General features: G+C 70.6%; 14 protein-coding genes. 5 read left to right on the forward strand and 9 right to left on the reverse strand.

Going from position 1 to position 17,319, the window contains the following annotated elements; genetic code table 11:
- Positions 1–76: 76 nt before the first annotated feature.
- The 4 genes from ABZV77_RS40670 (at position 77) to ABZV77_RS40685 (ending at position 6,181) form a co-directional block, all read left to right on the forward strand.
- On the forward strand, positions 77–3,097 hold the full coding sequence (locus ABZV77_RS40670; RefSeq protein WP_356268083.1) for a lantibiotic dehydratase: 3,021 nt from the start codon (positions 77–79) through the stop codon (positions 3,095–3,097).
- Positions 3,094–4,317 carry a lanthionine synthetase C family protein gene (locus ABZV77_RS40675; protein WP_356268085.1) on the forward strand — a complete coding sequence of 408 codons (1,224 nt, stop codon included), beginning with the start codon at positions 3,094–3,096 and terminating at the stop codon, positions 4,315–4,317. The genes ABZV77_RS40670 and ABZV77_RS40675 overlap by 4 nt, the downstream gene beginning before the upstream one ends.
- A complete protein-coding gene (locus ABZV77_RS40680) occupies positions 4,314–5,288 on the forward strand; it encodes a thiopeptide-type bacteriocin biosynthesis protein (RefSeq protein ID WP_356268087.1) in 975 nt (324 codons plus the stop codon). Before ABZV77_RS40675 ends, ABZV77_RS40680 begins: the two co-directional genes overlap by 4 nt.
- A gap of 581 nt (positions 5,289–5,869) precedes the next feature.
- On the forward strand, positions 5,870–6,181 hold the full coding sequence (locus ABZV77_RS40685; protein WP_356268089.1) for a hypothetical protein: 312 nt from the start codon (positions 5,870–5,872) through the stop codon (positions 6,179–6,181).
- A gap of 18 nt (positions 6,182–6,199) precedes the next feature.
- On the opposite strand, the gene mobF is transcribed toward ABZV77_RS40685, so the two are convergent.
- Entirely contained in the window at positions 6,200–10,630 is a 4,431-nt protein-coding gene (gene mobF, locus ABZV77_RS40690) for a MobF family relaxase (RefSeq protein ID WP_356268091.1), read from the reverse strand.
- A gap of 503 nt (positions 10,631–11,133) precedes the next feature.
- On the opposite strand from mobF, the gene ABZV77_RS40695 reads away from it, so the two are divergent.
- Positions 11,134–11,976, forward strand: coding sequence for a hypothetical protein (locus ABZV77_RS40695; RefSeq protein WP_356268093.1), 843 nt, complete (start codon positions 11,134–11,136; stop codon positions 11,974–11,976).
- 49 nt (positions 11,977–12,025) lie between these two features.
- Here the strand turns inward: ABZV77_RS40695 and ABZV77_RS40700 are convergent, their stop codons facing one another.
- The 8 genes from ABZV77_RS40700 to ABZV77_RS40735 all read right to left on the reverse strand — a co-directional run bounded on the left by ABZV77_RS40700 (position 12,026) and on the right by ABZV77_RS40735 (position 17,031).
- Positions 12,026–12,196 carry a hypothetical protein gene (locus tag ABZV77_RS40700; RefSeq protein WP_356268094.1) on the reverse strand — a complete coding sequence of 57 codons (171 nt, stop codon included), beginning with the start codon at positions 12,194–12,196 and terminating at the stop codon, positions 12,026–12,028.
- A 4-nt stretch (positions 12,197–12,200) separates the two neighbouring features.
- Positions 12,201–12,854 (reverse strand): hypothetical protein, encoded by a 654-nt coding sequence (locus ABZV77_RS40705; RefSeq protein ID WP_356268096.1) that lies wholly within the window; start codon positions 12,852–12,854, stop codon positions 12,201–12,203.
- Between the two features lie 44 nt (positions 12,855–12,898).
- A complete protein-coding gene (locus tag ABZV77_RS40710; protein ID WP_356268098.1) occupies positions 12,899–13,177 on the reverse strand; it encodes a DUF6211 family protein in 279 nt (92 codons plus the stop codon).
- 202 nt (positions 13,178–13,379) lie between these two features.
- Entirely contained in the window at positions 13,380–13,988 is a 609-nt protein-coding gene (locus ABZV77_RS40715; protein ID WP_356268099.1) for a DUF6349 family protein, read from the reverse strand.
- The gene (locus tag ABZV77_RS40720) at positions 13,985–14,383 is read right to left on the reverse strand and encodes a DUF6181 family protein (RefSeq protein WP_356268101.1); all 399 of its coding nucleotides are present in this window, start codon (positions 14,381–14,383) and stop codon (positions 13,985–13,987) included. The genes ABZV77_RS40715 and ABZV77_RS40720 overlap by 4 nt, the downstream gene beginning before the upstream one ends.
- Positions 14,384–14,425: 42 nt before the next feature.
- On the reverse strand, positions 14,426–14,854 hold the full coding sequence (locus ABZV77_RS40725) for a DUF6197 family protein (protein WP_356268102.1): 429 nt from the start codon (positions 14,852–14,854) through the stop codon (positions 14,426–14,428).
- Between the two features lie 62 nt (positions 14,855–14,916).
- Positions 14,917–15,567 (reverse strand): hypothetical protein, encoded by a 651-nt coding sequence (locus ABZV77_RS40730; protein WP_356268104.1) that lies wholly within the window; start codon positions 15,565–15,567, stop codon positions 14,917–14,919.
- 72 nt (positions 15,568–15,639) lie between these two features.
- Entirely contained in the window at positions 15,640–17,031 is a 1,392-nt protein-coding gene (locus ABZV77_RS40735) for a DUF3560 domain-containing protein (RefSeq protein WP_356268106.1), read from the reverse strand.
- Positions 17,032–17,319 lie beyond the last annotated feature (288 nt).

A 17,319-nucleotide genomic window follows, 5' to 3' on the forward strand; every position in this document is an offset into this window, starting at 1 on the left:
AGCGGGGGTGCCGAGCACCGCTCGGCGCCCCCGCGCCCCTCCCCCATCCCGCAACCACCGGAAGGACCGAGCGCACATGACCCAGGCCGTCAACTACCGGTGGACGGGTGCCGCCGTGGTCCGCGCGACGACCGACCCGAACCCGGCCGACATCCCCCAGGGCCTGAACCTCGACGACCCGGCGGGCACCCGCGCCTACCTGGTGCGGATCTGGCAGCGCCCCGAGATACGCAACGCCCTCACCACCGCGAGCCCCGTCCTGTCCGCGACGGTGGAGAGCATCGTCCGCGGCACGCCCCCGCCGCCGCGACAGGTCCGCCGGGCCGCGCTGTCCGTCATCTCCTACCTCCTGCGATGGCGCCAACGCCCAACGCCGTTCGGGCTGTTCGCGGGCGTGACGACCCTGACCGTCGGCGCGATACCCGGCGTGCGCTGGGGACGCGACCACGAAGTGCGGCTACGGGCGGACGGCGAGTGGATCAGTGACGTCATCGAGCGCCTGGAGAGCCACGGCGGACTGCTCGAACGCCTCCAGGTCGTCGCTAACAACGCCGCTCACCTCCGCGGTAACCGCCTCGTCGCACCCGGCCCTCCGGCCGACGGCCACGACCGGCTCATGGCCCCGGTCGAGATATCCCTGCGGCTGACCCGCCCGGTGAAGACCGCCCTGCACAGCGCGCAGGAACCGATCGGCTTCGAGACGTTACGGGACCGCCTGACGACGATGTTCCCCGCCGGGGCCGGAGGGGGGATCGACGGAGTCCTGCGGGAACTCCTCGCCCTCAACGTCCTGATCACCAGCCTGCGTCCACCGATGACCACCCTCGACGCCCTCGACCACGTATGCGCCGAGCTGAAGCGGATCGACGCACACTGCCTGCCGGACGTCGGGCCCTTGGTGCGCAGCCTCTACGACCTCCGCGACGACCTGAGCGCACACCACGCTCCCGCCGCGGCCTCGAACCTCCAGGCGCTGACCACCCGCATGACGGCCCACTCCGCCATCGCGCCCGTACCCGTCCTCGTCGACACCGTCCTGAACGGCACGGTCAACCTGCCCCCCGAAGTCGTCGCCGAAGCCGAGCGCGCCGCAGTGGTACTGCACCGCATCAGCCCCATGCCCTACGGGTATCCGCACTGGCGGGACTTCCACCGCCGCTTCCGCGCCGGATACGGCGTCGGGGCGACCGTTCCGGTCCTCGACCTGGTCGCCGACAGCGGTCTCGGCCTGCCCGCCGGGTTCGTCGGCGCGGAGCGCCGCAAGGCTCCGACGCTGCTCACCGAACGGGACACCACGCTCCTGAAGCTCCTCCAGGAGGCCGGGCCCGGGGACCTCGTCCTCGATGACGCGGCGCTGGCGGAACTCATCGAGGCCGGCGGCGTCGACGAGCCCCAGTACGCCGACCGCTGCGAAGTCGGCTTCGAGGTCCACTCCCCCTCCTCCCGCGCGCTGGCCAACGGGGACTTCCGCATCGAGATCACCGGCGTCCCCCGACCCGGCAGCAGCATGCTCGGTCGCTTCGCCCACCTCCTTCCCGCCTCCGAGCAACGCCGGGTGAGCGAGTCGTTCACCACCCACCCCGACGTGCTCACCGCGCAGGTCTCGTTCACCCCGCGCCGCCGCCGCAACGAGAACGTCGCCCGCCTCCCCCTGCTCCTGCCGCACGTCATCCCCCTCGGCGAGCACCCGAGCGACGGCACCACCAACATCGCCCTAGACGACATCGGCGTGACCGCCGACGCCCGCCGCCTGCAAATCGTGCAGCTCTCCACCGGCCGACCGATCGACGCGCGCGTCCCCCACGCCCTGGAGGCCGGCGTCCAGACGCCGCCCCTGGCCCGCTTCCTGGCCGAGGTCAGCGGCGCCCGGAACGCCGTCTACAAGCCGTTCGACTTCGGCGCCGCATCCCGGCTGCCCTTCCTGCCCCGCGTCCGCCACGGCCGCGTCACCCTGGCCCCGGCCCGTTGGCTCCTCTCCCCGAAGGGCATGCCCGGCCGCAACGCCCCGCACGGCGCGTGGGAGAAGGCGTTCACCGGGTGGCGCGAGCGTGCGAACGTCGCGCGCTACGTCTGCCTGATGGAGTACGACCAGCGGCTTCCGCTCGACCTCGACCACCCCGTGCACCGCCGCCTGATCCGCAGCCGCATGCACGACGGCCCCGACCTCGAACTCCGCCAGGGCGCCGACCCGGACGCGCACGGCTGGATCGGCCGCGCCCACGACATCGTCCTCCCGCTCCACCGCACGCCCCCCACCCGGCCGGCGCTGCCCTCCCTGCGTTCCCATGCCGGCTCGCGCGCGCCCCTGCACCTGCCCGGCGCGGGGTCCGTCCTCCGCCTGCACCTGCACGGTCACCCCGAGCGGTTCGACGAGATCCTTGACCGCCACCTCCCCCAGCTCCTGGCCCAGCTCGAACCCGTACCCCGTTGGTGGTTCACCCGGCACCGGGAACTCGCCCGCCCCGACAGCGGCCAACACCTCGCCCTGCACCTGCACATCGCACCAGGGCAGCACGGCGACATCGCGGCCGCGGCAGGCCGGTGGGTCACCGAGCTGCACTACCTACGTCTCCTTTCCCATCTCACGATGGAGCCCTACCAGCCGCAGACCGGGCGGTACGGCGCCGGACCGGCGATGGACGCCGCCCACGTCTTCTTCGCCGCCGACTCCGCCGCCGCCCTCGCGCAGATCCGCCTCGCCTCCCACTCCGCGCAGGCGGTGACCGCAGCCAGCCTCGCCGACCTCGCCGCCCACTTCCTCCCTTCCGCCGAGGACGGCTGGCGGTGGCTGATCGAGAACACCCCCGCCCGCAGCACCGGGCCCGCCGACCGCGCCGGCCGCACGGACGCGCTCCAGCTCTACGCGGCCCGCACCTCCTCGGACCTCTCCGACGCGTGGGAGCGGCGCGGACGCGCTCTGGCCGCCTACCGGGCTGCCCTCATCGCGCAGCAGCACGAGCCGAGCGCCGTCCTGCGCTCGCTGCTGCACCACCACCATGTGCGGGCCGTCGGCGTCGGCCCGACGGTCGAGGCAGCCACCCTGCACCTGGCCCGCACCGTGGCCCTGCGCCACCGGCCCGTCAGGACCGGCCGATGAACACCGTCACCGACCACGCGCGGGCAGTCGCCGAGGAGTTCGCCACCGTTCTCACCCACCCCGAGCCGCCGCCCCGAGACGAGCCGTGGGTTGGGCAGTCCCTCGCCTCCGGGGCCGCGGGCATCGCCCTGTTCCACATCGAACGCGGCTCCTCCGGCCTCTCGACCTGGCACCCCGCACACCGCTGGATCGGACAGGCCGCCGCCGGGAAGATCACCGCGACCAACAGCACCGGGCTCTACCTCGGTGCACCGGCCCTGGCCTTCGTCCTGCACACCGCACCCCACCACAGGCAGCACCTCTACCGCGAGGCCCGCGCCGCCCTGCACCGCCACGTCATCAGGCTGGCGCACCGCCGCGTGGACAGCGCCCTCGCCCGGATGTACCGCGGCGAGAACACCACCTTCGCCGAGTACGACACCTTCTACGGTCTGACCGGCATCGGGGCCTACCTCCTGCGCACCGCGCCCGGCGGCAGCGCGACGGAGAAGGTCCTGCGCTACCTCGTCTCGCTCACGCATCCCCTGAGCGGTGACCAGCGCAGCACCCCCGGATGGTGGGTCGGCCACGACACCCGGCGCACGCACACCCTTCGCGGCGGACATGGAAACCTGGGCGTCGCGCACGGCATCAGCGGACCCCTCCTCGTCCTCGCTCAAGCACACCGTCGAGGCATCGAGGTCGAGGGCCACACCGAGGCCATCCGCACCATCTGCGACCACCTCGACGCCTGGCGGCAGGAGAGCACGGCGGGTCCGTGGTGGCCCGAACACCTCACGCTTGCGGACCTGGCGGCAGGCCGCCCGCACCACCCCGGCCCCGCCCGACCGTCCTGGTGCTACGGCACGCCCGGCATCGCCCGCGCCGGGCAGCTCGCCGCCATCGCGCTCGGCGACCTCCCCCTTCAGCACGCGTACGAAGACGCCCTCCACCACTGCCTGAACGACCCCGTGCAGCTCTCCCGCGTCATCGACACGAGCCTCTGCCACGGCTGGTCCGGGCTCTACCAGACTGTCTTCCGCGCCGCGCAGGACGCCCACACCCCCCGCCTCTCCGCGCACCTTCCGCATCTGGCCAAGACCCTGTTGCAACAGGCCGTTCCCGCCCGGTCCGGGGCTGGCCTTCTGGAAGGCGCGGCCGGGTGCGCCCTCGCCCTCACCACGATCGCCGCCGACGGTAGCCCGATCACGGAATGGGACTCATGCCTACTCCTCAGTTGACCCCCGCCACCCACCCGACCCACGAAGAGGTCATCCCGGCGGTACGCGCCGTCCTCGCCGGAGAGCCGGTGGAGCGCGCCGCCCGCCGCATCCGCATGCGTCCCACCGCCCTGCTCGATGCCGTCGACGTCTTCACCCAGGCCGGCGCTCGCGCCCTCGCCCGCCAAGACCTAAGCGCCCACTGGTCGCAGTTCTACGTCGAGTTCACTGACTGGGCCACCGCCGAGCAGACCGCCCGCGACCACCTCGTGCCGATGATCCGAAGACTCGACAACCGGGACGACACCCCCCTGTGGTGGTTCACCCGCAAGCACCCCTGCTGGCGACTGCGCTTCTACGCCGGCCCAGAGGACGTCATCCACTCCGAACTCGACGCGCTCACCAAGGCTGGCTTACTTCGTCACTGGTGGCCGGGCATCTACGAACCGGAGACCCCCGCCTTCGGTGGCGTCATGGGCATGCTCTCCGCGCACCGCCTGTTCACCGCCGACAGCCACCACATCCTCCACCACCCCCGCGCTCCCCTCGGGCGCCGAGAGCTGTCCGTCCTCCTGTGCACGACCCTGATGCGCGCCGCGGGGCTGGAGTGGTACGAGCAGGGCGACGTATGGGACCGCGTGATCACCGAGGAGCAGCGCTCCGACACCAGTCAAGTGCCCGCGAAACGCGTCGATGAAGTGACGGAGCAGATCCGCAAGCTGCTCCTGAGCAATATCGACCCCAAGGGGCCGCTCCTGATGCCCAACGGCCCATTGAACCCCGTCACTCAATGGTTCGATTCGTTTCGCGTTACCGGCGAATCACTTCACCGAAGCGTGCAGAGCGGAGATCTCGACCGAGGACTCCGTCGCGTTCTCGCCTACCACATCATTTTCCACTGGAACCGCATGGGGTTCTCAATCAGTACGCAAAGCGCCCTTGCGCTCGGGGCTCGCACCGCCATCCTCGACCCGCCATCCAACCGCGGCTAAGCGCCGTCACACCGCACCGATGGCTCGGGAGCTGATGCGTCGTTCGGCTCGGCATGAGGAGTTGACCGTGTACCGAACAGCTCGGAGAAACGGCCAATCACAGCCACATTTCGCGTCCCAAAACCCCGAAAGCAATGCGGCAGGAAACATACGAGAGGGCATGCCATGACCACCCCTTCACAAAGACGTTGGGTAAGCCTGGGGTTGGTGTTCGGGGGTCACACCCCGGTCTACTCGATTCCACAGCCTGCTTCCGAGCCCCCGTGCGTCGTGCCGCCTGCCGCTCGATCTGTTGACGAGGATGCGGAGGCGGCCGAGGAACTGATGCGCCGAGCACGCTACCGGCCGAAGGTGCCGTTTCCCGGCGCTCGCTCGATGCCATGGGACAGCGAGTGCATGGATTGCGGCGCACCTCGCAGACCGTCGCTTCAGGATGTCGAGCGCGGCATTCGGTGCAAGCACTACCGGCGTAGGTCCAACCCGTGAGGCGGGCCCCCGCGAAGCCGCGGGAAGTGGTGTTCGAGTGCAAGTTGTGCCCGAACAACGGGACGGACCGGCATATCCGAGGTGTCGGTGCGCGGATGGCCGCGTATCGAGTGTGCTACTCGTGTGACTTCTGGCTGACGTGCCTGGGGTACGCGATGCTCGGCGACCAAGACCCGGACGGCCGGCGTGCCCTCCGGATCGACGGCGTCCATTACTTGTCGTGGACCGAGGAGCAGGGGTTTCCCCCGGAGATCGGCTACGTCGGGGACGAGGAGTCCCGCTACGTGCTGCTCGACGACCAGGCGGGCACCGTGCACGTGACACGGCGCCTCTGGCTCATGGGCACCATCCCGGATGCGATCCGCGACCGGATGCCGGACAACGCGGTCTTCGCCCCGCCGTCCTAGGACGGGTACAGGACCCTCCTACACAGGCGGCGCGTCGTGAGCGCTGTCCGGCGGTACGGGCTGCGTGTGGTCCACCGTGGTTCGGTTGGCGTACGGGGACTCCGGTTTCGGGGACGAGGGCACCTCGGACTCATCGGCATCGACGTGCTGACGCCCGTGCTGGGCTCGTAGCCTCGTCTCCTTCTGGAGGCCGGACACGCGGTGGTCTGCGCCGCGAGCCGTGCTGCGAGCCTTGATGGCCTCGGCCCGGAGCTGCTTGGCTGCTTCGTCGTCCTTGGCCTTGGCCCGCCGAAGCAGCGTGGCCCTCTCCTGCTGCGACAGGTCAGCTTCCGTCAGCACGGCGTCGTACTCGTTGACGGGCCCGGCCTGCCGGGTGACGTCCAACAGCCGCGCGTCCATCTGCTCCAGCTCCTGGACGGTCTCCTCACGGGTACGCAGAAGAGCGTCGCGGTCCTCCTCGACCGAAGCGCGCTCGTCGCCGCGGAGGACCGCCCGTCCGAATCGACCTATCGCGGCCAGCTGCTGGTCAAGCCCCTCGATGCGGGCCTCGGTGTTGTTCAGTCGGGTGGTGTGTTCCGCAATCGTGCCGTCCAGTGACCGGACTTCTTGGATGGCCACGGCCCGTTCGGCAACGTCCTGATGACGGCGTTGGAGCGCGAGCGACCTGGGGCCTGCACCGGCAGCAGCCTCCTGTTCGGCACGGTCGGCGGCGGCTTCCGCCTTGCCGGCCTCCTCCGTTGTGGCGCGGGCGGCGACGGCCGCCTTGCGCACGGCGTCACGCAGTGCTGCGTTACCGAGGTGAGCGTATGGGCGGTCAGCCGACGGCGCGGGTTCCGAAGGTGTGACCGGCGCCGGGTTGAGTGCGGCGTTCACCGTTACGGGGCGGTCCTCGTGTTCCGGAGCTTCTTCGGGAGTATCTTCGTCATCGACCTCATCCACGCCGGGAGCGCGCGGCTTCGGGAGTTCAGGGACAAGGTCACGGACGTGGGCGGGGACCGCGTTCTTGGGGAGTTCGGTGACGATCATGCGTTCCTCGGTGCCGGTCTCGATCTCGCGGATGAGGCCCGCGACGGCGCGGTCAAGCTGTTCCTGGTCGGTGAGTGCGTCGCCGTGGCGGGCGCGGTCGGCGTCGGTCTCGTAGACGGAGAGCGGCAGGAACAGGTGGGACTCAGCCTTGTCTCTCGACATCATGGTGTAGAGGGCGTTCGCCTGAGCGCCGGGTCCGTAGACCAGAGCCTCTTGGACGGTGAGGCCCTGCGACTTGTGGCCGGTGATCGCGTATCCGAGGCTGAGCCCGCCCTGTGCGATGTAGTCGGCGTCCACCCATTCGGCAACGTCGCGGTGGCCGTCGGCGGTCTTCTCCCGCCACTCGACCAGAACGCGGCGTTCTTCGTCCACGGCGCGCACAATTCCGCGGTAGCCGTTCAGGACGTCTTCGTTCGCGCCTCGGCTCTTCTTGCCTCGGTAGTCGTTGACCCGAAGGAGGACCTGGTCGCCGACCGACAGGGTCAGCTCACCGCCACCGGGCAGCGCATAGGCGTGCTCGGGACCGGTGAGGTCGCCGTTCTCCTTCCGCAGTGCGCGGGCCCCGGTGTTCAGCTCCTCCACGATCTCGTTGGTGGCGGCGAGCATGAGGAGCTGCTGCACGGCGGTGTGGTCGTCGGTGTGCACGGCCCGCTTGTCGGCCCAGACGGTGAGCATCGCGGCGAGGGCAGTGTCCTTGTCCGCGAGAGCGTGCACGCGCCCAGTTCCGGCGAAGGTACGGAGCGAGTCCACGCGGTTGTCGTCGCGCCACAGCTCCAGGGCCCGGCGCTCGATCATGTCCTTCTGGCGGTAGTTCTGGCTGAGGGTGAGTCCGCCCACAAGGTGGTGCACGGCGGCGAAGCTGCCGCCGATGCCCGGGGAATGGAGCTGCTTGGGGTCGCCGATGCCGACGACCTTCGTGCCGGTTTCCGCGGCGTGGGTGAGAAGTTCGGCGATGTCGCGGTCATCGCACATCGCGGCTTCGTCCACGACCAGCACGTCCACGCCGGTGAGGCCGGGGCCACCGGCGCGGATGCCGGTGAGCCACGACGCCAGGGTGCGGGACTCGATGCCTGCTTCGGCCTTCAGGTTCGCGGCGGCGACGGCGGCCGTGCTCGCGCCGGCGATGACGAGGCCGTGCGCCTCCCATGCCTGGCGCGCGGTGTCCATGATGGTGGTCTTGCCCGCTCCGGCGATGCCCACGACGGCGTCGATTCCGTGCCCTGCCGTGAGCAGCCGTTCGAGGACGGCACGCTGTTCGTCGGAGAACGTGAAGCTGCCGCCGTGCTGGGCTTCGACGGTGGACAACGTCATGTCGACCGTGTCGTTGCTGACGACGGCGGCCTGAGTGCTGAGCCGATTCGTGGCCTCGGAGACGATCAGTGCTTCGGCCGCCACGACATCCGCCGTGGTGTACCGGTCGGCGTGCGCGAAGTGCTGAGCGCCCTTCGGGTTGAGCTGGACCGCGTACCCGGCGTGCCGAAGTACGGAGTTGGTGAGCTGTTCGGCCTCGGCGGCGTCCGCGACGCCGTACGGGAGGGCGTCCAGCACGGCGGAGATGGCAGCGGTGTGGGTGAACTCCTTGGAGTGGCTGGTCAACCCGGTCCTGGGGTCGAAGACCTGGGCGCACAGGTCGTCCAGAGAGGGGTTCTGGTCCGCTCGGTCCCGTTCCATCGCGCTGGCTGCGATGGCGTCGGGGTCGTCTCCAGCCGCACGGCCCTCGGCCTGCCAGTAGGCGCGGAGAACATCGTCCCCGACCCCGGCGGCCTCGCCGTTCTTCGCGGCCTTGGACGCGGTGGAAGCGGCGGTGCGCTCGCGGGTCGTGGCGCTGTCGTAGTCGATGCCGAGTTTCGTCAGCAGGTCCCGGACCTGGCTGTCGCGCTTGCTGAACAGCCGGATCGTGGCCTCGGGGATCGCTACGATCTCCCACGCGCCGGTCCGCTCCTCGCGGCGGAAGCTGATGCCGAACTCGTTGGTCAGCTCGCGGCGGATGCGGGCGTTCATGAGGGACTGGGTCGCGCGGGTGTGCCGGTGGAGGTCGCGGCCTCCGCTGGCCATCGTGGACCACTTGCCGTCGGTGCCCTTGACCATGTTGGCGAGGGTGAAGTGCAGGTGGAAGTGGGGGTCTCCGTACGGGGCACCGTCGACGGGGCGGGCGGCGCGGTGGACCATCATCCAGCCGGAGAACCCGCTCGTCTTCACGGTCTCGGCTTCTTCGCCGTCGCCGTGGTGGCCGCGCATGGCGTACGCGGTCCACCGCTCCAGGGCGCCGATGGACTCGCGGCCGGCTGCCGTGTAGATCCCCTCGACCTGGGCGGCGATCTTCTCGGGCGCGTACGCGAGGAATGCGGACTTCGACTTCGACAAGTCCAGGGTCACGTCCGCGCCGCGGTTGCCGACTTGCACGCGGCCTTCGAGGAGCGCGGCCTTGATCTCCTCGGCGTCCCACACGTCCTCGGGCGTGAGCCCTGCGGCCTTGGCCATCGCGACGGCTTCGCGGACGTCCATCGGCAGGTCCCGAAGACGGCGTGCACCCTCGCCTTCGGTCTGGGCGTACCGGCGCTTCATGGACGCGGCGTCGAACAGGTCGGCGGGCTGCTGGCCGGTCGCGGCGGCGCGGGCCTCGACCGCACGCAGGAGTGCACGGGCGTCCAGGTGGCCGCCCGCCTCGGCGGCGACGGCCTTCTCCACCACGTCTTCGCCGTAGAGGTTGACGGCGTCGATGCCGACGGCGTCGGCGAGCTTGAGCACCGTCGAGACGGGGACACGGTGTGACTCCCCGAACCGCTTGAGCTGGCTCTCCATCCGGCGGAAGGCGTCCTGCTTGCGCTGGGAGTCGAGCAGGGAGGCCGGGGTCACGCCGCGTTCGGCGGCGGCGCGGCGGAGGGCGCGGGCCAGCGGAGCGGCGGGGAGCTTGGCGGCCGGCGCGATGGCCAGCTTGGGTTCCACGAGGGTCTGCCCGGTCCGGGGGTCTTCCCCGAGCATGAGGCGCCGGGCGGCAGGGAACTGCTCGGGGGCGAGCACGCTGCCGGGCGAGATGTCGAACTCGGTGAGTCCTCCGCCGATCCAGACCAGGGGCCGTTCGCTGGCGTCCAGGTGGTAATCCACCTGTCCGTCCGCGCTCCGGGCGGGGAGGGCGTGTTCGCCGTAGAGGTCGCGGGCGTCGAGCCCGGCTGCTGCGGCGACTTCGACGGCGTCGAACCCGGTGAACCGCGCAGCGCCCTTGCTGCGGAGGAGTCCGCGGGCGCGGAAGAAGGCACGCTTGGCCTCGCGGTTCGCGAGGAGGGAGGCGACGGGAGCGCCTGCGGCTTCGGCCTTTGCCTCGATGGCGGCAATGAGGGGCGCGGCGTCGACCGCGACGGACTTGCCACATCCGTGGCCGCCGGTAAGGCGGTACTCAACCTGCTCGTCGGAGGGGCCAATCATGGTCACCCATCCCATCGGCCCGCTCACCCCCCGCTCTCATTCGGTCAGTTTCGGTCGTCTTGGCCGATTGTATCGTCACGAAGTGACGATACCTTGGTCCTTTCAAATCAAGATCATGATCGACGAGAGGCAGCCTCGGGCACTCGAAGGGGCCTGGTAGCTCCTGCGGATCAGGCTTCTGGGGCCTGATCCGCGTTGGACTGTTACCTCGGCTTCATGGGGTCAGTGACCGGAGGATCTGCGAGCAGCGCTGGTCAGACCGGCGGGGAAATGAAGGCGCCCAGCATCGCGGGGCCCTGGGCCTGGCCTGCTAAGACCTGGCCCGTAAGGTGCCTGGACCGATTGGGGTTCAGAACGCGCACGTACGGGGGTGCCTAGTGACGGAGACGGCCATACCGCTTCAACCTGAGTGGCTGCGGAAGAGGACGATGCCCGTTGAGCGGTGGGTGCGCGGCCACTCCTCCAGCTGGCAAGCTGCGGCCGGAACTCTGGTGGCGTTCCCGATGCCGATCGTGGTCGTCGCAATGGTGATGCTCGACCGCCCCACGGGCGGGATGATCGCCACCTTGCTGTGTGGGCCGACCGCGTTGCTCGCCGGCTGGCTGCTCTTCCCCTACTTCCAGGAGCTTCCACGGAAGTCCCAGAGCCGGATCGTTCTCGCGCCTGTGCTGGGCTACATCGGCCTCGTTGTGCTCTTCACCGCGTGTTCCCTCTTGCTTGGGGCGGCGGATCGCGGTCAGGCAGCGATGCTGCTGTTCCTCGTCTGGATCTATCACGCGCTCACCGGGACTCGGCTCGAACCGTCTCGATTCCCCTACGAGCACCTTCGCTTCCGTCTGCTCCGTGCCGCCCCGATGAGGGTGTTCACCATGTGGTGCGCGCTCATCGGCCTGCTATGGCTGATTCAGTACGCACGGGGTCAAGAGCTGTACAAGGTTGCCCTGTTCGGCGCCACGGTCACCCTGGGCGGGACTGGCGTCGCTGCCACGTTTCGGCTGTTGGCGCGCGCTCGGCGGCTGCGGACGGACCTCGACAAGCATTCGGCGGAGTTGATGACCGCCTTGGAGGAGCTTCGCACCCTGCCGGATGAGGACAAGGTGAAGCAGAAGTTCGTGGTGCAGAGGGCCTGGAAAACGCTCCAGCAGACGCTTGCGAACCGCGTCGATACGGGAGTCAGTGTCTCGGGGGTCTTCGTGTTGCCGGACGCGGCACTGTTGGAGCTGGAAAAGCTCGTGTTGGAGCTCCAGCGGTCACAGGGAGCGAACGATCAGGCGTACCACGCGGCTATGGCACGGCTGCGCATGATCTGTAGGGCGTGCAAAGGCAAGACGGACACCCTGGCGTAGAAGTGATCGTGGGTGCGACGGACGGCGTCCGTCGCACCCACGATCTGCCCTAAGTGGGCCAGTCCCCGAACGGGACCGGCGGCTTCCCGGTGGCTTCGCGTACGGCTTCGTCGGTGCCGCACGTCGTGCAGATGAGGACTTCCCGGTCGGTGGTCAGCCGGGAGCGTGCGGGTCGTTCACCGAGCGGGCCGCCGCAGCGCGGACAGCGGGTGTCGGGCACGGGGTCACTCCTCGGGGTGCTCGCGGGCGGATTTGAGGATGAGGTTCCAGGTCGGGCGGGAGTAGGTCTTCTCTGTCTGGCCCTGGAGCTGGGGGATGAGGTCGGCGTTCTTCGCGCCGGGGTTCGCCGCGATGGCCTGCCGGGCGAGGGTCAGCCGCTCGTCTCCCTGGTAGGGGTAGGCCAGGCCCTTGCGGCCTGCTGTGCGTCCGCCGGCGTGCCCGCGGCCCTTGCGTTCCGCGAGGTACTGCCACAGCCTCCACCGCTTCCACTTCGGCCGCCGCCTGGTCGGAAGCTCGTCCCACTCGTCGGGCTCGGGCCACCCCTCGGGCGGGTTCTTGACGTAGTGGGAGACGGTGGCGGAGTCGGCGAACCCGCAGACCTTCGCGGCTTCGGCGGGGCCCACCATCTCTTCGGGGTCGCCGTCGAGCTTCGGCGGATTGGTAGTGGCGGCGGCGGCACGCTTCCGCTGAAGCTCGTGGTGCCACGTCGCCCATGCGTCGCCGTCCCAGTGCATGACGCCGTCGATGGTGTCCGCGACGGGCGGGTGCCCGTTGTTCTCCCGGTCGGTCCAGAGGTTCTGAAGGGTCGGCTCGCTGATGCCGTGGACCTGGCGCAGGTCTGCGCGCGAGTAGAGCGTGCGGCCGGTCTTCGGGGACACGGTCGCCTCCTGTTCTTGGTCGGGGTGGTGGCCGCTCGGCGCGGTCACTGGATGTCGTCCGGGTCCGGGGCCGGCGTCCACGTACGGCTGCCCGCCGGTTCGAGCCGGGTGAGGGTGGCGATGTCGGCCACGGGGACAGCGGCGGCCCAGTCGGCGCGGCCGGGATGGTCGACGGGGAGGTTGAGGACGAGGTGCCGGCCGGTCGGGGGGAAGTCCTCGACGATGACGAAGGTGTCGTTCGGATCGGCGCCGATGCTGTTACCCCTGGTGAGCTGGGCGATGTCGCCGGGCTGGGGAGTGTCGGGGTGTCGGTCGCATAGCATGGTGGGGTTCTTTCTGGTGAGAGAACACCGACGGCCAGCGCCTTGTTGCCCTTGTGCGCTGGCCGTCGTCTGTTGTCTGGGGTGCGTCGTGCCCCGTGGGGCACGCGGCCGGTCGGAGGTTGCCCGCTCCGCCGTCAGCGGAGTAATTAAACCACCTTTGGATTGGGTGGGGGTGGGGCCCTGATCCGGACGACGGCGGTCATCAGAAGAGGGCCCCCTGATCTGCGGGGCGTCGGCCCCGGCCGACGGGTGGCCGGGGGACGCGGAGTTCGTAGCGGGGGCGTCCCGCGTGCGGAGGGGCGTGGGCCTCGCGACGGTACCGGCTCCACGCCACGACGGGGGCACCCTGCTTGATCCAGCCGGCCGGGTAGCTGGCGGTGAGCTGAGCCCATCGGCTCCGGCTCCGTGGCACTGCCCATCGGTCCTCAACGGTGGTGATCGACGGCAGCGTCCTCCAGCCGGGGAACGCATGGTCGTGCGCGTCCTCCACCGCCTCGTTGTCACCGTCCCCGAACCCCTCCCCGCAGTGCACGGGGCCTTCCCAGGGGCACGCGAGACACCCGCCACGGAACTCCTGCTTCTCCCCCCGGCGGCCGGTAGGCCGGCTCCGGGAGAGCAGGGTCGGGGCGTGGTGCGCGGGCGGGTCCAGTTCGTGGCCGAGATCGCTGTACGCGCCGCCGGGGTGTCCGGGCTGGATGTGCCATGCCTGGTGAGCGTGCTCGGGTCGGTGGCGTGTGCGTGCGTTGCGCACGCGCCAGTAGTACGTCTGCCGTGCTCGTGCTCCGGTCGGCTCGGCGACGGTAGCGGTCACGATGGCCTGCTTCCGGTGGCGAGCACTTCGCGGAGTGGGTCCGCGAGCACGGCCTGTTCATCGGGGGCATCGAGGAACCGGGGCCCGTACGCACGGCGTACGGCCCGGCGGGCGTCCTGGTGGCGGTCGAGCTCCGGGTAGTACGGCGAGCGGTCGAGCACGTCATAGCCGTGCTGGGTGAGCACGTCGGCGATGAGCGATCGGACCTGTATGGGGTCGAGGTCGGAGAGGTCGGTTTCCCCGGGGGCGGCGAGGAGTACGCGGATCAGCTCGGTCGCGCTGAGCCGGGGGTGGAGGGGGACGGTGAGTCGGTGGACGCCGTCCCGGCTGGGGGTGGCGGCTCCCCGGCGGCTCGGTGTCCTGGTGGTGCTGCGGTCTTGTGTCGTCTCGTCCATCGCGGGGCCTTCGGTGACTTGGGATGCTGGCGGGCGTCGGGGTCAGAACAGGGCGTGCTGGGCGCGGGTGGCGGCGGTCCGGAAAGCGCGGGCGGCGTCGGCGGCGGTACGGCCGGGCTCGGCGCTCCACCTGTCGATGACGTCGTGGTGCAGGGCCTTGGCGTCGGTGGGGTCGTCGGCGTCGGCGGGGTGACCGGCGAGGGTTTCCGCGAGGAGGGCGAACGCCTGGTCGCGTGCGCGGTCGATGCGGTCCCAGTCGTACGTCCGTCCTGCGGCTCCCCGCCCGTGGCCGGCGGCGACTTGGAGCGCACCGCGCGGCCAGCACGGCAACGTGGCCGTACGGCCGGGACCGTCGAACAGGTGCGGGCCCTGGTGGATGCCGACGTGTTCGATGTGGCGGGCGGCCCATTCCAGGATGGCGGCGGGGGTGTCGGCGATGACGATGCTCTCGGGCGTGTGGCGGTTCGGCACGGCGCTGTCCTTCGAGGAAGGGCGGGGCGGCGGCGCGTGGCCGCCGCCCCTCGGTCGGGCTGCTAGTGGTAGGCGGGGATCAGTCGGCGGACCTCGTCCTCGCCGATGCATCCGCCCTTGTGGCGGCGCGCGCTCGGCGGCTCCCCGTTCCTTCCGCGCAGGTGGCTCCAGAACTTCGGGCCCTCCCAGCCGCACAGTTCGCAGGTGAGGTACCAGTGGTTATCGCTCCCGGGGAACCCGGTGAGGACGGCCCGCCAGTGATGGGCCGCGAGTCCGGCGAACGCGATCTCGGCGCCTTCGGTGTTGCGATCGTTGACCGGCATCCGCGGGTGCAGGAGGGGCACCGGGCCGACCAGCGGCGTGGGGGCCTCGGCGAGCACCTGTTCCAGGGGCACGGCGCCGATCCGACCGGCGGCGTACTCGGCGGCGAGATGGGCGGCGGCCATGTCGGTGCCGGGGGTGCCCTTGGGCGGGCGGCGGAGGTTGCGTTCGCCTGCGGTGGTGAGGACGAGCCAGTCGCGGTGCCACCGGTAGGCGCGGCCGATGACCTGGTCTTCGCCGACGATCACGGGGTATCGGCACTGGATGTCGGGGGTGCCGACGCGGTACGTCGGGACGGTGCTGCTGCCCCCGGTTGCGGGGACGGTGAGCCTGCCCGCTTCGGTGTCGGGGACGGTGATGGTCGCGGGTCGTTCGAGGAGTTGCGTGGTCATGGTGGTGCCCTTGTCTGGTGAGAGAGGGGCCCGCCCCGGCGCGCTCGGCCGCCGGGGCGGGCGGGGGCGCGGTTACGCGGCCGGGGCCTGCGGCGCGGTGGTCCACTCGCGGCGCGGGGTGATACCCAGTTCGGTGAGGACGGGGGCGTGGCTGCCGTTGTCCTTGATCCATTCCCAGTCGGCGCCCTCGGTGCCGGGCTGGTCGGTCCAGGTGAGCATGTAGCTGCGGCCGGAGGTGCGGGGGTCGCTGCACAGTGCCTGTGCTTCACGGCGGGTCATCGCCCACAGGGCACGCCGCTTGCGGGAGCGGCTGGAGCCCTTCGAGGCGATCAGGACCAGCGCCATGCCGTCCGGCCAGTTCGCCCACGCGGCCGGGGTCGCTGCGGCGGTCGGCTTCCCGACGGGCACCGGTTCCTTGACCGCCGTGGACTGCTCGGCCGGTTCCTGCGTTTCGGCGGCCGGGGTCTGGGGCGGCTGCTGCATCTCGGCGGCGCTCTTGCGCCCGGACACGCCGTCGTAGGGGGCGGTCCATGTCCAGTCGTCGTGCTGGTTGCCGGTGGCGCGGACGATGCGCTTGCCGACGCCGTTGTGGATGTGCGGGATGGTCACGGTCTTGACGTTGACCCGCAGGACCTCGTACCAGGTTCCGCGGTAGAGAACGAAGTCACCGCGCTTGAAGTCGGCGCGCGACCACACCTTGAAGCCTTCGGCTTCGGCGTCCTTGATGACCTTCTCCCAGTGGGCGATCTCCTCGGACAGCTCCTGGTGCTCGATCTTCAGCTCCGGGTCTGCCGGGTTCCGGGAGAACCCTTTGGCGGACTGGCCGCGCTGCCACTTCTCGACTGCGCGGAGGTCGGCCCGCAGCGTGTCGAGACGGCGGAGCGTGCGGCCGGGGTCCTTCTTGAACTGCTGGTAGTTCGCGGCGGCCTGCGCCCGGCCGCTCCAGCGGGCGGCGCGGTCGTGCTCGCTGATGCTCTTGCGCATCGCGTCGTCCATGCGCGCGTGGTCGCGGCGGGCGCGGCCCTCGGAGTGGTGCCCGACGAGGATCGGCTGACCGAAGGCGAACCGCTCGGATATGTCGTGGCTCTTCCGGTGCGCGGCCTCGGAGGACTGGGCGGCGCTGGCGGCGTACCCGCCGAATCGTTCCGCCCTGTTCTCGGCCTTCTCTTCGCGCTCCTCCTCGGCCTCGCTGAAGCTGCGGCGGTCGGCGTTGTCGATGGTCAGCGTGACCTCGAACCCCTTCTCCCGGAGCCGCTGGGCGAGGCGTTCGAGCGAGGGGGTGTAGGTGGCGTGGTCGCGGCTGTGCGGGAGGTACCAGCAGTCAAGGTTCCTGCTCCAGCGGAAGGGCTGGCGCTGGGTGCGACCGTACTCACGGAGTCGCAGGATCTCGGCCGATCCGTCGCCCCGGCTGGTCCCCTCGATCAGGGTTCCCTCTCGGCGGGTATGGGTGATCTCGATAGTCACTGAACTGGTCTTTTCTGGTGAGAGTTTGTGGTCCGGCCGCAGGGCGGACCGTGCGTTGGCAGCGGCGCTGCACCACCGGCGCGGGCCGTGAGGGACGATCGGCTCGCGGGTCGTCGCGCCTGCGCGACGACAGGGGCAGTCGCGCCCCCGCGGGGCGCGTCCGCTGCGGTCCGGTGCCCGTCGTCGGTCGGCGGAGCCGCCTGCGGCGGAGTCGGCCGGCGGCGGTGAACGCACCGGACCTGTCCTGCCGCCCCGAAGGGGTGTCCGCTGGGGTGCTGGGGGCCTGCC

The sequence above is a fragment of the Streptomyces sp. NPDC004732 genome, from assembly GCF_040609235.1.
Taxonomy (GTDB): Bacteria; Actinomycetota; Actinomycetes; order Streptomycetales; family Streptomycetaceae; genus Streptomyces.